A 13,135-nucleotide genomic window follows, 5' to 3' on the forward strand; every position below is an offset into this window, starting at 1 on the left:
CCTGCAAACATGACCGACTATTCCCCCGACGCCACCGACTGGCGGATCCTGGCGGCCCTCCAGCAGGACGGCCGCGCCAGCTTCACGGAGCTGGCCCGTACCGTCTCCATGTCCGCGAGCGCCGTCACCGAGCGCGTCCGCCGCCTGGAGGAGGCCGGGATCATCACCGGCTACACGGCCGTGGTCGACCACGAGAAGCTCGGCAAGACCATCCTGGCGCTGGTGCGGCTGCGCTATCCGCACGGGAACTACAAGCCGTTCCACGACTTCCTGGACGCCACCTCCGAGATCCTGGAGGCCCACCACGTGACCGGCGACGACTGCTTCGTCCTCAAGGTGGCCGCCCGCTCCATGGCGCACCTGGAGGAGGTCACGGGCCGGATCGCGGGACTGGGGCCGGTCACCACGAGCATCGTCTACTCGTCCCCGCTGTCCCGGCGACCGCTCAGTCCGTGACCCCCGCCGTGCGGTGGCGCACCACCGAGCCGCCGCGCTGCTTGACGATCTCCAGCTGGGCCTGGACCCGGGTGCGCAGGTCGCCCACGTGGCTGACGATGCCGACGCTGCGGTCCCGTTCGCGCAGCGAGTCCAGTACGTCCAGCACCTCGTCCAGCGCCTGGTCGTCGAGGCTGCCGAAGCCCTCGTCGATGAAGAGGGTGTCCAGGCGCATCCCGCCGGCCTCGTCGGTGACCACGTCGGCCAGGCCGAGGGCCAGGGCGAGGGAGGCGAAGAAGGTCTCGCCGCCCGAGAGGGTGGCGGTGTCGCGCTCGCTGCCGGTCCAGGCGTCCACCACGTGCAGACCCAGGCCGGAGCGCCCGCGTCCGCCCGCGCGGGCGTCGGAGTGGACGAGGGTGTAGCGCCCGCCGGACATGCGCAGCAGCCGGACCGTCGCGGCGGCGGCGACCTGCTCCAGCCGCGCGGCCAGGACGTACGCCTCCAGCCGCATCTTGCGTTCGTTGTCGGCGGAGGTTCCCGCGGTGAGCCCGGCGAGGCGGGCCACGCGCTCGTACGCCTCGCGCAGCGGGCCCAGGGCGCGCAGCTCGTGCTCGGCCTGGCGGGAGAGCCGGTCCAGTTCGGCGCAGCGCACGCGGGCGGCGTCGACGGCCGAGGCCGCGGCCCGCAGCCGGGCCGCGGCGCGCTCCTCGGCGGCCTCCGCGGTGTGCGGGTCGGCCGGGGGCAGGTCGGCGGCGCCGGCGGTGTCCCCTTCGGCGGCCCGCTCGGCGAGCATCGCCTCCTCGGCCTGCCAGGTGTCCGTCCGGTGCTGGAGGGCGGTGCGCTCGTACTCCGGCAGGACCGCGTCGGCCGCCGCCTCGACGGTGTCGAACCCGGCCTTGAAGGCGGCGTCGGCCAGCTGGTCGTCGGCTTCCTTCAGCCGTGCGGCGGTGACTTCGGCCCGGCGCAGCGAGGCGGCGGCGCCGGTGACCATCCGGATCCGGTCCTCCAGGGTGCGGGCGCGGGCGGCGACGCTGGGCGAGTCGCCCCGTACGAGGACCAGTTCGGCTTCCAGGGAGGCCCGTTCCCGGTCGAGGGCCTCGCGCCGGGAGGCCCTGGCCGCGGCCCGGCGCTCGGCGTCGAGCCGGTCCGAACTGCGCGCGTCGTGCTCCCGCTCGGCGCGGGCGAGGCGCTCGCGGGCGGTGTGCAGTGCGGCGGCGTCCGCGTGGGCGGCGGCATGACGGGCGCTCAGGTCGGCGGTGAGGGCGAGGAGTTCCGCGGTGCCGGACGCTCCGGCCGCGGAGGCGGCCTCGGCCTCGGCCTCGCGCACGGCGGCGAGCCGGCTTTCGACGGCGGCCCTGCGCTCCTCGGCCGTCTCGAAGCGGACGTGGGCGGCGTCCTCGGCGGCCCGGTCGACGTGCCCGGGGGCCGGCCGGGCGGGCGCGGGGTGCTCCGCCGACCCGCACACGGCGCAGGGCTCGCCGGCGGTGAGGGCCGCGGCCAGTTCGGCGGCGATGCCGCGCAGCCGGGCCTCCTTCAGCTCCAGCCAGCGCTCGCGGGCCGCGGACGACTCCTCGCGCGCGGAGAGCAGTTCGCCGCGGACGGCTTCGGCGTCGGCGGCGAGGGCGTCCCGCCGCCGGGCGGCCGTCAGCTGCATCCGGGCGGGCTCCAGACGCCCCGCGAGTTGCTCGGCCAGCGTGGCGGCCTGCTGCGCGGCGTCGACCCGGTCCTGCAGGGCGGTCCGGGTGGCGTCCCAGCGGGCGAGCCAGTCGGCGGACTCCTGGTGCTGCTCCTCGGCGTCGCGTGACTCCCGCTCCAGGGTGGCGCGCTCACGGCCGATCTGGGCACTGCGCTGTTCCGCCCGCTGGGCGGCGCCGACCGCGCCGAGGTCCTCGCGCAGCCGCTGCTCGACGGTGGCCAGCTGCTCGGTGCCGGCTTCGGCGAGGGCCGGCGGGAGGGCGGCACGGGCGAGGCTCTCGGCGTGCGCGGCGGTGAGGTGGGCCGCGCCGGCGGCTCCGCGCAGCTCCAGGGCGGGGGCCACGAGGGCGCCGCGGCGGGCCCGGTCCAGGAGGTCCCGTACCCGCTCGCGCTCCGGCCCGGCGGCCCGGAGCAGGGCGGCCCGGCGGGCGGTCTCGGCGTGGCGGCGCTGGAGCCGGTCGAGCTCCCGGGCCTCTTCGGCGGCGCGCCGCGCCGCGTGGTGGCGTCCCTCGACGGCGGCGAGCGCGTACTCGGCGACGGTGAGCCGTTCCCGGGCGGAGCAGCGGGCGACGGCCGCCCAGGCCCGGACGGCCCCCGCGAGGCCGGGGTCGCCCGGCTGGAGCGCGGGCAGCGGCCAGGCCCGCAGGTCGCCGCAGTCGCCGGCGGCCTGGGCGAGCCGCTGGGCGGCGGCGAGCACCTTCTCGTCCCCGGCCCGCACCTTGGCCTCGGCGGCCCGGCGGCGGTCGGCGAGGAGGGTCTCGACGGCGGCGAAGCGGCGGGTGTCGAAGAGCCGTCCGAGCAGCCGGCCGCGGGCTTCGGCGCCGGCCCGCAGGAACTGGGCGAACTCCCCCTGCGGCAACAGCACCACCTGGCAGAACTGCTCGCGGCTCATGCCGAGGAGCTGTTCGATCTCCTCGGCGATCTCCTGGTGGGAGCGGCTCAGGGCCGCCCAGCCCTCCCCGGTGTGCTCGCGCAGCAGGCTCTGTGCCTTGTCCTTGGTGGTGCCGGAGCCGCGCTTCTTGGGGCGGTCCTGCTCTGGGCGCCGGGTGATCTCCAGGCGGCGCCCGCCCACGGTGAGTTCGAGGGTGACCTCGGTGGGGGTGTCGGGGGCGGCGTGGTCGCTGCGCAGGGTGGTGCCGGGGGCCTGGCGGGAGCCGGGCACGGATCCGTAGAGGGCGTAGCAGACGGCGTCGAGGACGGAGGTCTTCCCCGCGCCGGTGGGTCCGTGCAGCAGGAAGATCCCGGCGCCGGAGAGTGCGTCGAAGTCGATCCGCTGGGGTTCGGCGAAGGGGCCGAAGGCGGTCACTTCGAGCCGGTGCAGCCTCATCGGGCGCTCTCCTGACGGTGCTCCGCGCGGTCCTCGCGGGAGGTCTGGACGCGCACCTCGTCGAAGGCGGCGCGCAGCACGGTCCGCTCGGCCTCGTCGGCGCCGCCCCCGCCGCGCACGTGGGCCACGAAGTCCTCGGCGATCTCCTGGTCGCTGCGGCCCTTCAGGCGCTGGGCGTAGGAGGCCCCGCCGTCCTCCTCGCGGCCTTCGGGGTCGAAGGCGAGGCTGAGGGTGTGGGGGAAGCGGGTGGCGAGCCGGGCCATCGGGTCCTCGGGGCGGACCGGGTCGGTGAGGGTGGCCTCGACCCAGCTGTCCTCGCGGGCGGCCAGCGCGGGATCGGCGAGGAGGTCCTCCAGGCGGCCGCGCAGCCGGGCGAGCGGGCGCGGGACCGGGGTGTCGATCCGCTCGGCGGTGACCTCCCCGGCCGGGCCGAGCTCGACCAGCCACATGGTCTTGCGGTGGTCGGCCTCGGAGAAGGAGTAGGCCAGCGGGGAACCGGAGTAGCGGACCCGTTCGTTGATCGCCTGGCAGCCGTGGAGGTGGCCGAGGGCGGCGTAGTCGATCCCGTCGAAGACGGCGGCGGGCACGGCCTCGACCCCGCCGACGGCGATGTCCCGCTCGCTGTCGCTGGCCTGCCCGCCGGTGACGAAGGCGTGGGCGAGGACCACGGAGCGGGTGCCCGCGGCCCGGCCGGCGAGGTCGGCCCGGATCCGGTCCATGGCCGCGCCCAGCACCGCCTCGTGACTGACCTTCGGCGCGCCGAACTCGTCCTTGACCAGGGCCGGTTCCAGGTACGGCAGCCCGTAGAGGGCCACGTCACCGTGTACGTCGGCCAGCACCACGGGGTCGGCGCAGCCGGCCGGGTCGGTCCTGAGGTGGATCCCGGCCCGCCCGATCAGCCCGGCGCCGACCCCGAGGCGGCGGGCGGAGTCGTGGTTCCCGGAGATCATCACCGTCGGCACGCCGAGGTCGGCGAGCCGGTGCAGCGCCCGGTCGTAGAGCTCGACGGCGGGCAGCGGTGGAACGGCCCGGTCGTAGACGTCCCCGGAGACGAGGACGGCGTCGACCCGGTGCTCGCGGACCGTCTCGACGAGGTGGTCGACGAAGGCGGCCTGGGCGCCGAGCAGGTTCACGCGGTGGAAGGACCGGCCCAGGTGCCAGTCGGAGGTGTGCAGGAACTTCACTCGACCGCTCCGACCCGCACGCTTGCTCTCCTCGTGTCTCCACGCCCGACCGGTCGGCACCGGCCTGCCCGCGGCCGGGCCGGGGCCTCGCCGACGGGCCCCGCACCGACCCTCCAGGCTAACCCCTTCCGCACCCCGCTCCCCCGTCCGTTACGGGATCATGGCGGCGGCACGAAAGGTCTGTGGCCGAACTCCCCCCACGGCGCCGGGCACTTGTCCGGCGCCCCGGCCGCTGGCTAGCTTCGCCGCATGCCGCTCACCCGACCCGTCCGCGTCCGTCCCGCGCTGCTCGCCGCGGGCTCCGCTGCGCTCCTGGCCCTGACCGCCGCCGTCCCCTCGGCCGCCGCGCCGGCGCCCCCGCTCGCGGCGGGGACGGGGTCGGTGGTGCTCGACTGGTACGACACCACCGCCCGGACCGTCGCGGCCACGGCCGCTCCCACGCAGATCACCGACAACCGCACCTGGGCGATCGGCTGGATCGCCGCCGCGCGCGCCGCCCGGGAGGCCCCCGCGGGCCCGGCCCGGGGCCGCTTCCAGGACGCCGCCGTCGCCTCCGCGGTGCACGACGTGCTGATCGGCCTCGCCCCGTCCCGCCGTGCCGATCTCGACGCGGCCCTGGCCGCCACCCTGGGCCGGATCCCGGACGGCTCCGCCGAGCAAGGGGGCGTGGCGGCGGGTGCCCGGCAGGCCGCGGCCGTGCTGGCCGCCCGCGCGGGGGACGGCCTCGACCCGGCCTCGGTGAACGCGCCGTTCCCGGTGCCGCCCGCCGCGCCGGGGGTCTGGCAGCCCACGCCCGACGCGTACGCGCCCGCCGCCCAGTACGGCAACCGCCTGGCGAAGCCCTTCCTGCTGGAGCGCGCCGACCAGTTCCGGCTGGGGCCGCCGCCCGCGCTGGACTCCCGCCGCTACCGGACCGACCTCGCCGAGGTACGTGCGTACGGAGCCGCCGACAGCGCCGTGCGCACGCCCCGCCAGACCGAGACGGCGAACTTCTGGTACGCCTCCTCCCAGGTCCTCTACACCGAACCGCTGCGGGTGGCCGTGGCCCGCTCGCACGGCTCGACCGCCGAGCGGGCGGAGCTGCTCGCGCTGTTCCACGCCGCGTCCGTCGACACCCAGATCGCCACCTCCGACAGCAAGTACACGTACGTGCGGTGGCGGCCGGTCACCGCGATCCGGACCGGGGACATCGGCACCGACCCGGCGTGGACCCCGCTGCACCGGACGCCGGCCCACCCCGACTACCCGAGCGGCCACGCCACGTACGCGGGTGCCGCGCAGGCGGTGCTGGACGGGCTGGCCGGGCCGGTGACCACCCCGTTCGGGATGACCAGCCCGACGGCGCCGGGCGTGCGGCGCACCTACACCGGGTGGCGGCAGCTGACCCGGGACAACGTCGACGCCCGGGTGTACTCGGGGATCCACAGCCGCAGCGCCGACGAGGCGGGCGTCCGGCTCGGCGAGGCCGTCGGGCGGTACGCGCTACGGCACGCCGACCGGCTGTACGGCACGCTCTGACGGCACTCCGCAGGCCGACGGGCCCGGTGGCGGATATGACAGGCGGACCCGACAACCCGGCCGGCGGATCCGGCCGGCGGGACCGGTCCCCGCGGGTCCGGTCAGCCCTCCGCGTAGGCCTCTCCGCCGAGCTCGAAGCCCGCGGTTCCGGCGGTGACGTCGGCGAGCCAGGCCCGGAAGGCCTCGACCTCCGCCTCGGGGAGGCCGATCTCGATCGAGACGGCCTCGCCGTAGCGCACGTCCAGCACCGCCCGCCCGGTGGAGCGCAGGTCGTTCTGGGTCTTCCCGGCCCTCTGGTGGTCGACGGTGACGGTGGCCAGCCGGTAGCGGTGCCGGGTGACGGTCCCGAGGGCGTCCAGGGCTTCCCCGACGACCCCTCCGTAGGCCCGGATGAGCCCGCCGGCGCCGAGCTTCACGCCGCCGTAGTAGCGGGTGACCACGGCCACCGCGTACCGGATGTCGCGCCGGGTCAGCATCTGCAGCATGGGCACCCCGGCGGTCCCGCCGGGTTCCCCGTCGTCGCTGGCCTTCTGCACGGAGGCGTCGGCGCCGATCACGTAGGCGTAGCAGTTGTGCGTGGCGGTGGGGTGCTCCTTGCGGACGCGCGCGACGAACTCCTGCGCCTCCTGCTCCGTCGCCGCGGGCGCGAGCGAGCACAGGAACCGCGAGCGGTTGATCTCGGACTCGTGCGTTCCCTCTCGGGCCACCGTCACGTACTGGTCTGCCTTCACCGCTCCACCCTAATCCGTGGTCCGCAGGGGGCCCGCGAGGTCCACGGGAATCGCGCGGGCGTCCCCCTCGTTGTGCCGGGGAGAGCAGAGCGGTCCGGAGCAACAGGAGGCGGCGCGCGTGTACGGCGACCCGGCGACCATTCGCAAGATCCTCACCGAACTCGGTGACACATGGGCCGTGGTGGGCCTGTCCAACAACCAGGACCGGGCGGCCTACGGGGTGGCGCGCGTGCTGCAGCGGTTCGGGAAGCGGGTCGTTCCCGTGCACCCGAAGGCGGAGACGGTGCACGGGGAGCCGGGGTACCCGTCGCTCGCGGCGGTCCCCTTCGAGGTGGACGTGGTGGACGTCTTCGTGAACAGCGCGCTGGCCGGCGCGGTCGCCGACGAGGCGGTGGCGGTGGGCGCCGGGGCCGTCTGGTTCCAGCTGGACGTGATCGACGAGGAGGCCTACGCCCGCACCCGCGGGGCGGGCCTGGAGATGGTCATGGACCGCTGCCCCGCGATCGAGATCCCGGTGCTCTAGCCGGTCCGTCGAGCCCGTCGCCCGGCCCCGCCGCGCGCCGTCAGTGGGCGCCCGCCACCCCCTGGACCGGCGGGATCGACACCGCCATGGTCATCTCCATCGGCCCGGGGCCCTCGTTGCGGTAGGCGTGCGGCACGTTCGCCTCGAAGGAGACGGCTCCGCCCGCCGGGACCACGTACCGGCCGTCGGCGATCTCCAGGGTGAGTTCCCCGGCCGTCACGTGCAGCATCTCGAAGGTGCCCGACGGGTGGGGGTCGGAGGCCGTGCCGTCCCCGGCCTCCAGCCGGTAGATCCACATCTCCACGGGTCCGCGCCGGTCGTCGCCGAGCAGCATGCGCGCCTCGCTGCCCGTCCCGCTGGACCACATCCGCACCCCCTGCCCCGGCTCCACCACGTGCACCTGCGGGCTGCGCTCGTGGTCGAGGAGGGTGGTGATGCTGACCCCGAGGGCGTCGGCCAGTTTGACCGTGGTGCCCACGCTGGGATTCGTACGGGCCTGTTCGATCTGGATGATCATGCCGCGGCTCACCCCCGCGCGGGCCGCCAGCGCGTCGAGGGTGAATCCGCGCTCGCCGCGCCACCGCTTGAGGTTCCGGGCGAGCGCCTGGGTGAGCTGTTCGAGGTCCGACACCATTCCGTCCAATATTTTGGATGACACAGTTCAATAGACTGAACTAACCTGCGGTGTATTCGATGCTGCACTCCACCGTTCACCGCACTGTACTGCGAGGTCCTGCCATGACCGCCCTGTTCGCCCTGGCCACAGCCGTGCTGTGGGGCCTCGCCGACTTCGGCGGCGGGCTGCTGACCCGCCGCATACCGGCGCTGACGGTGGTCGTGGTCTCGCAGATCGCCGCCGTCGCCGTGCTCGGGGCGATCGTGATCGGCACCGGCGCCTGGCGGGAGGCCGGACCGCAGCTGTGGTTCGCGGTGGCCGCCGGTCTCGTCGGCCCGGCCGCCATGCTCAGCTTCTACAAGGCGCTGGCCCTGGGCCCGATGGGCGTGGTCTCGCCGCTCGGCTCCGTCGGCGTGGTCGTACCGGTGGGGGTGGGTCTGGCCCTCGGCGAGCGGCCCGGACCGGGGCAGTTCGCGGGCATCGCCGTGGCCGTGGCCGGCATCGTCCTCGCGGGCGGCCCCGAGCTGCGCGGCGCCCCCGTACAGCGGCAGGCCGTCGTGCTCACCCTGCTCGCCGCCTTCGGCTTCGGCGCCGTCATGGCCCTGATCGCGCACGCCTCCACCACCCTGACCGGCCTGTTCCTGGCCCTCTTCGTCCAGCGGGTCACCAACGTGGCCGTCGGCGGCGCCGTCCTGTGGGTGCAGGTCGGGCGGGGCACCCCGGCCCTGCCCGCCGGTACCGGGCCGCGCGTGCTGTGGAGCCTGCTGCCCGCCCTGGCCTTCGTCGGCCTGGCGGACGTCGCGGCCAACGGCACGTACTCCATCGCCGCCCAGAACGGCCCGGTCACCGTGGCCGCCGTACTGTCCTCGCTCTACCCGGTGGTCACCGCGTTCGCCGCGTTCGCCGTGCTCAAGGAACGGCTGCGCAGCGTGCAGGCGGCCGGGGCCGGACTGGCCCTCGCGGGCACGGTCCTGCTCGCCGCGGGCTGAGCCCGGGCGAGCGGGAGCGGCTCAGGACTGCTCGGCCTCCGCCAGCCGCGCCAGTCCGCGCAACTGCTCCGGCGTCATCCCGTCCGGGATCGGCACCGGCGCGGGGGTGCGCAGCGGCGGCTGCCAGCCCGTATCGGGCTCCCACCGGCGCACGATCCGGGCGGGCGCCCCCGCCACCACCGCGTGGTCGGGCACCTCGCCCCGTACGACGGCACCCGCGGCCACCACCACGTTGCGGCCCAGCCGGGCCCCGGGGAGGATCACCGCGCCGGTGCCCAGCCAGCAGCCTGGTCCGATCTCGACCGGCGCGCTGCGCGGCCACTGTTTGCCGACCGGCTCGTGCGGGTCGTCGTAGCTGTGGTTGGTGGAGGTGATGTACACCCCCGGCCCGCAGAAGGTGTCGTCGCCGATGCTGATGCGGGTGTCGGCGATGACGTGGCTGCCGCGTCCGAGCACGACGCCGTTGCCCAGCACCAGCATCGGTTCGGGCCCGAGATCGAGGTCGGGCATCATCCCGGCGGTCAGGGTCACCTGCTCGGCGATGATGCAGTGCTCGCCGAGCCGGATCCAGCGCTCCCCGAAGACGGTGCCCTGGGGGAAGGCCAGTCGGGTGCCGTCGCCGATCGCGCCGAAGCGCAGCCGTCCGGGGTGCTGCGCGGTGACCGCGCCCGCCTGCTGCATCCAGCGCCAGCCCGCGTGCACCACGCGGCCGGCGACCCGTCGGCGCAGGGCCGTCAGCGATGAGAACGTGTTCTGGTTCTTCGGCACCCGGCCACGGTAGTGCGCCCCGCGCCGGGCCGCCGGACCGCGTTCCTGTGATCTTCACCCCATCGCGGGGCCGCGGCGGCGCGTGCCCTACGGTGCCGGTAGCGCGGCATACGGAAACAGAGGGAAATGACCATGACGCAACAGCCGAACCAGGGCCGGGCAGGACTCATCGCGGGCGTCGGCGACCGGCGCCCGTCCGTGGACCCGACGGCCTTCACCGCTCCGACCTCCGTCGTGGTCGGCGACGTGACCCTGGCCGCCGGCGCGAGCGTCTGGTACTCGGCGGTGCTGCGCGCCGACTGCGGCCCGATCACGCTCGGCGCGGACAGCAACGTGCAGGACAACTGCACGCTCCACGTGGACCCCGGCTTCCCGGTGTCCATCGGCGAGCGCGTCTCCATCGGGCACAACGCCGTCGTGCACGGCTGCACCGTGGAGGACGACTGCCTCATCGGGATGGGCGCGACGGTCCTGAACGGGGCCGTCATCGGCGCCGGTTCACTGGTCGCGGCGCAGGCGCTGGTCCCGCAGGGGATGCTCGTCCCGCCCGGCTCGCTCGTCGCGGGGGTGCCCGCCAAGGTGCGGCGGGAGCTCACCGAGGAGGAGCGCGAGGGGATCAAGGTCAACGCCGCGATGTACACGGAGCTGGCGAAGCAGCACCGCGCCTCGGTGACCCCGGACGCCTGAGCCCTGCCCGGTCCGGTCCCCACCGGGGCCGGGCCGGCCTCAGTCGGAGGTCGACGCCGCGGCGGCCGTCGCCGCCGCCGGCTCCGCCTCGTGGACCTCGGCGGCGGCCTTCTTCATGCGGAAGCGCACCACCAGCGTCACGGCGAGCCCGAACAGCAGGGCCACCACCAGCGCCAGCCAGGAGAACCGCTTGAGCCACGGCTCGGCGACGATGCCGACGGTGTAGATGACGGCGGTCGTACCGCCCGCCCACAGGATGCCGCCGAGGACGTTCGCGATCAGGAACCGCCAGTACGGCATGCGCAGGACGCCCGCGAGGGGCCCGGCGAAGATCCGCAGCAGGGCGACGAACCGGCCGAAGAAGACGGCCCACATGCCCCACTTGTCGAAGGAGCGCTCCGCGAGGGCCACGTGGGCGGGCCCGAAGTGCTTGGGGAAGCGCCGTCCGAGCCGTTCCAGCAACGGCTTGCCGCCCCGGCGCCCGATCGCGTAGCCGATGGAGTCGCCGATGATCGCCCCCGCGACCGCGCAGGCGCCGAGGACCACGGGGTCGATGTGCCCCTGCTGCGAGGCCAGCAGGGCCGCGCTGACCAGGATGATCTCCCCGGGCAGCGGGATGCCGAGGCTCTCCAGTCCGATGACCAGGCCCACCAGGAGGTAGACACTGATCGCCGGAATCGTCTCCAGCCATTCCTGGATGTGCACCGGTACGTCCTCCCGAGTCCTCGGCGGCGCGCCCCCGTGACACGCCGAACGGGCAGCCTATCCGCTCCCCGCGACAGCCCCGGGCCGCGAGGGAGGTTCACGGGAGGAACGACCGGCGAACACCGCGCGACGGCCGGAACCTGTGGCGCCCGGCGGTCTGCCCGTCGGCCGTGCACCGCGGGGCGAGGCTCCGTACGGGCGGTCGGACGTCACGCCGGCGTTTCCTCCGGCAGGCGGCCGCGGGGGGCGGCACGGCCTCTCGGGGCGTCAGGCCCGGAAAGCCGTCGGGGCCGCACGGCGCCCGGAGGCGGCCGTACGGCCCCGGTCGGCGGGCCCGGCAAGGCGGGCCCGCCGTCACGCGTTGGGGCGCAGGGTCCAGACGACGGTCATCTCGCCGGTGACGGCCTCGTCCTCGCGCTGGATGGCGATGGTGACGGGGAACTCCGGGCGGCCGCCCGCGTCCAGTTCGGCCACGACGTCGGCGGCCGGGCGGCCGAGGGTGGCGGTGGCGGTCACGACGCCCTTGGCGAGCTTCTTGTAGCCGATCTCCGCGCGGACGGCCAGCGGCACGGCGCGCGAGAGCTGGTCGCCGAAGGCGGCCAGGACGATGGCGCCGCTCGCGGACTCGGCGAGGGTGAACATGGCGCCGGCGTGCGGGCCGCCGACGTGGTTGTGGAAGGCGGGCTGGTCGGGCAGCCGCACGACCGCGCGCTCGGGGGTCGTCTCGATGAATTCGAGGTTGAGGGTGCCCGCCATCGGCACGGTCTGGGCGAGCAGTTCGCCCACGTTCATCTGGTCTGCGCTCATGGAACGCGATGTTACCCGTGAGTAGACAGGGTTGACCAGACCCGACCAGGGGGCGGCCGTGGCTCCTCGCGCCCCCTCCCACTATCGTTACCGGCCATGTGGCCAGGACAGCAGCAGCCGCCCGGGGGCGAACACAACCCTCAGGACGCGCAACAGAACCCGTACCAGCAGCAGCCGGGACAGCCGAACCCGTACCAGCAGCCGCAGCAGCCGCAGCAGCAGCCGGGATTCGGACAGCAGCAGCCCGGCTACGGGTACCCGCAGGCCGGATACCAGACGCCGCCCCCCACCCAGCCGTGGGGCCAGCAGGCTCCCCCGCCGCCGTCCCCGCCCTCCGGCGGCGGCAAGCTCTCCACCCGGACCGTGGCCATCGTCGCGGCCTCGGCGGTCGTGGTGGCCGCGGCCGGCACCGCGGCCTTCGTCCTGACCCGGGACGACAAGAAGGAAGACCGGGCCGACGACAAGCCGACCACCGCCACCTCCGCCCCGGTGGTGCCCACCCCCAGCGCCCCGTCGGGCAACCCGCGCTCCGGCGGCGGCGCGCCCCAGCCGGTGATCCCGGGCTGGAAGGTGGTCGTCAACACGAAGTACGGGGCCGCCTACGACGTGCCCCCCGAGTGGGACGTCCCCGAGTCGGGCTCGATCCTCTTCTTCGACGACGAGGTCAAGAAGGACGGTTCGCCGGTCATCACCATGAGCGGCACCTCCTCCTTCAAGCGCGAGTGGTGCACGGTCGACACGGACAAGAACGGCAGCCTGGAGAAGTTCTCGCTCGCCGACACCGGCATCAAGGGCGGCCAGGGCGCCAAGGACACGGCCCAGGTCGCGACCGACAACACCGGCTCCTGGGTGTGGGCGGGCTACGCCCAGAAGGAACCCAAGGGAACGGTCAAGGTGACCGACCCCAAGGAGTACACGACCTCCTCCGGGCTCAAGGGCCACATGGTGATCGCCACCGCGCCCAACGTGAAGAAGGAGCACAAGTGCTCCACCGACGGCAAGGCGGTCGGCTTCGGCTTCAAGAACGCGGCCGGTGACTTCGCCAGCTTCGTGCTGGTCGGCCCGGCGGGCGTGAAGGACGAGGTCCAGGCCGACGTCTACGACAAGATCCTCAGTTCCATCCGGCTCACCTCGAACTGATCCCCCGCGG

General features: G+C 74.8%; 14 protein-coding genes. 7 read left to right on the forward strand and 7 right to left on the reverse strand.

Annotated features, from left to right (window positions below; genetic code table 11):
- Positions 1 to 9 precede the first annotated feature (9 nt).
- Positions 10 to 456 carry an Lrp/AsnC family transcriptional regulator gene (locus ACZ5D2_RS26120; RefSeq protein ID WP_371679808.1) on the forward strand — a complete coding sequence of 149 codons (447 nt, stop codon included), beginning with the start codon at positions 10 to 12 and terminating at the stop codon, positions 454 to 456.
- On the opposite strand, the gene ACZ5D2_RS26125 is transcribed toward ACZ5D2_RS26120, so the two are convergent.
- Positions 446 to 3,457: an AAA family ATPase gene (locus ACZ5D2_RS26125; RefSeq protein WP_468932527.1), complete on the reverse strand. Its 3,012-nt coding sequence runs from the start codon at positions 3,455 to 3,457 to the stop codon at positions 446 to 448. The genes ACZ5D2_RS26120 and ACZ5D2_RS26125 overlap by 11 nt on opposite strands.
- Positions 3,454 to 4,641 carry an exonuclease SbcCD subunit D gene (locus ACZ5D2_RS26130; protein ID WP_468932529.1) on the reverse strand — a complete coding sequence of 396 codons (1,188 nt, stop codon included), beginning with the start codon at positions 4,639 to 4,641 and terminating at the stop codon, positions 3,454 to 3,456. Before ACZ5D2_RS26130 ends, ACZ5D2_RS26125 begins: the two co-directional genes overlap by 4 nt.
- Before the next feature lie 249 nt (positions 4,642 to 4,890).
- Between ACZ5D2_RS26130 and ACZ5D2_RS26135 the strand changes: the two genes are divergently transcribed.
- The gene (locus tag ACZ5D2_RS26135; protein WP_468932532.1) at positions 4,891 to 6,159 is read left to right on the forward strand and encodes a vanadium-dependent haloperoxidase; all 1,269 of its coding nucleotides are present in this window, start codon (positions 4,891 to 4,893) and stop codon (positions 6,157 to 6,159) included.
- 101 nt (positions 6,160 to 6,260) lie between these two features.
- Here ACZ5D2_RS26135 and ACZ5D2_RS26140 read toward each other — a convergent pair whose 3' ends face one another.
- The gene (locus ACZ5D2_RS26140) at positions 6,261 to 6,890 is read right to left on the reverse strand and encodes a YigZ family protein (protein ID WP_371679803.1); all 630 of its coding nucleotides are present in this window, start codon (positions 6,888 to 6,890) and stop codon (positions 6,261 to 6,263) included.
- A 118-nt stretch (positions 6,891 to 7,008) separates the two neighbouring features.
- On the opposite strand from ACZ5D2_RS26140, the gene ACZ5D2_RS26145 reads away from it, so the two are divergent.
- Positions 7,009 to 7,413 (forward strand): CoA-binding protein, encoded by a 405-nt coding sequence (locus ACZ5D2_RS26145; protein ID WP_468932535.1) that lies wholly within the window; start codon positions 7,009 to 7,011, stop codon positions 7,411 to 7,413.
- A gap of 40 nt (positions 7,414 to 7,453) precedes the next feature.
- Here the strand turns inward: ACZ5D2_RS26145 and ACZ5D2_RS26150 are convergent, their stop codons facing one another.
- Positions 7,454 to 8,044 (reverse strand): helix-turn-helix domain-containing protein, encoded by a 591-nt coding sequence (locus ACZ5D2_RS26150; protein WP_371681354.1) that lies wholly within the window; start codon positions 8,042 to 8,044, stop codon positions 7,454 to 7,456.
- A 107-nt stretch (positions 8,045 to 8,151) separates the two neighbouring features.
- On the opposite strand from ACZ5D2_RS26150, the gene ACZ5D2_RS26155 reads away from it, so the two are divergent.
- A complete protein-coding gene (locus ACZ5D2_RS26155) occupies positions 8,152 to 9,018 on the forward strand; it encodes an EamA family transporter (RefSeq protein ID WP_442271133.1) in 867 nt (288 codons plus the stop codon).
- A gap of 21 nt (positions 9,019 to 9,039) precedes the next feature.
- On the opposite strand, the gene ACZ5D2_RS26160 is transcribed toward ACZ5D2_RS26155, so the two are convergent.
- Positions 9,040 to 9,786 carry an acyltransferase gene (locus ACZ5D2_RS26160; RefSeq protein WP_371679800.1) on the reverse strand — a complete coding sequence of 249 codons (747 nt, stop codon included), beginning with the start codon at positions 9,784 to 9,786 and terminating at the stop codon, positions 9,040 to 9,042.
- Between the two features lie 132 nt (positions 9,787 to 9,918).
- Between ACZ5D2_RS26160 and ACZ5D2_RS26165 the strand changes: the two genes are divergently transcribed.
- Positions 9,919 to 10,473: a gamma carbonic anhydrase family protein gene (locus tag ACZ5D2_RS26165; protein WP_371679799.1), complete on the forward strand. Its 555-nt coding sequence runs from the start codon at positions 9,919 to 9,921 to the stop codon at positions 10,471 to 10,473.
- A 39-nt stretch (positions 10,474 to 10,512) separates the two neighbouring features.
- Here ACZ5D2_RS26165 and ACZ5D2_RS26170 read toward each other — a convergent pair whose 3' ends face one another.
- Positions 10,513 to 11,178: a DedA family protein gene (locus ACZ5D2_RS26170; protein ID WP_468932541.1), complete on the reverse strand. Its 666-nt coding sequence runs from the start codon at positions 11,176 to 11,178 to the stop codon at positions 10,513 to 10,515.
- A gap of 170 nt (positions 11,179 to 11,348) precedes the next feature.
- Here ACZ5D2_RS26170 and ACZ5D2_RS26175 point away from each other — a divergent pair, with 170 nt between their 5' ends.
- Complete coding sequence (locus ACZ5D2_RS26175; protein WP_468932544.1) at positions 11,349 to 11,579, forward strand: twin-arginine translocation signal domain-containing protein; 231 nt, start codon at positions 11,349 to 11,351, stop codon at positions 11,577 to 11,579.
- Here ACZ5D2_RS26175 and ACZ5D2_RS26180 read toward each other — a convergent pair.
- A complete protein-coding gene (locus tag ACZ5D2_RS26180; RefSeq protein ID WP_078950544.1) occupies positions 11,533 to 11,985 on the reverse strand; it encodes a DUF4442 domain-containing protein in 453 nt (150 codons plus the stop codon). The two genes, ACZ5D2_RS26175 and ACZ5D2_RS26180, sit on opposite strands and share 47 nt — an antisense overlap.
- A 96-nt stretch (positions 11,986 to 12,081) precedes the next feature.
- Here ACZ5D2_RS26180 and ACZ5D2_RS26185 point away from each other — a divergent pair, with 96 nt between their 5' ends.
- Positions 12,082 to 13,125, forward strand: a complete 1,044-nt coding sequence (locus tag ACZ5D2_RS26185; protein ID WP_371679796.1) for a DUF8017 domain-containing protein — start codon at positions 12,082 to 12,084, stop codon at positions 13,123 to 13,125.
- Positions 13,126 to 13,135: the final 10 nt, after the last annotated feature.

This window comes from Streptomyces sp. NPDC031479 (assembly GCF_055581065.1).

Bases quoted from the DNA above. Each gene is read 5' to 3' on its own strand.
- ACZ5D2_RS26125 (WP_468932527.1), bottom strand. From the start codon at position 3,457: ATGAGGCTGCACCGGCTCGAAGTGACCGCCTTCGGCCCCTTCGCCGAA.
- ACZ5D2_RS26155 (WP_442271133.1), top strand. From the start codon at position 8,152: ATGACCGCCCTGTTCGCCCTGGCCACAGCCGTGCTGTGGGGCCTCGCC.
- ACZ5D2_RS26185 (WP_371679796.1), top strand. From the start codon at position 12,082: ATGTGGCCAGGACAGCAGCAGCCGCCCGGGGGCGAACACAACCCTCAG.
- ACZ5D2_RS26180 (WP_078950544.1), bottom strand. From the start codon at position 11,985: ATGAGCGCAGACCAGATGAACGTGGGCGAACTGCTCGCCCAGACCGTG.
- ACZ5D2_RS26165 (WP_371679799.1), top strand. From the start codon at position 9,919: ATGACGCAACAGCCGAACCAGGGCCGGGCAGGACTCATCGCGGGCGTC.
- ACZ5D2_RS26135 (WP_468932532.1), top strand. From the start codon at position 4,891: ATGCCGCTCACCCGACCCGTCCGCGTCCGTCCCGCGCTGCTCGCCGCG.
- ACZ5D2_RS26120 (WP_371679808.1), top strand. From the start codon at position 10: ATGACCGACTATTCCCCCGACGCCACCGACTGGCGGATCCTGGCGGCC.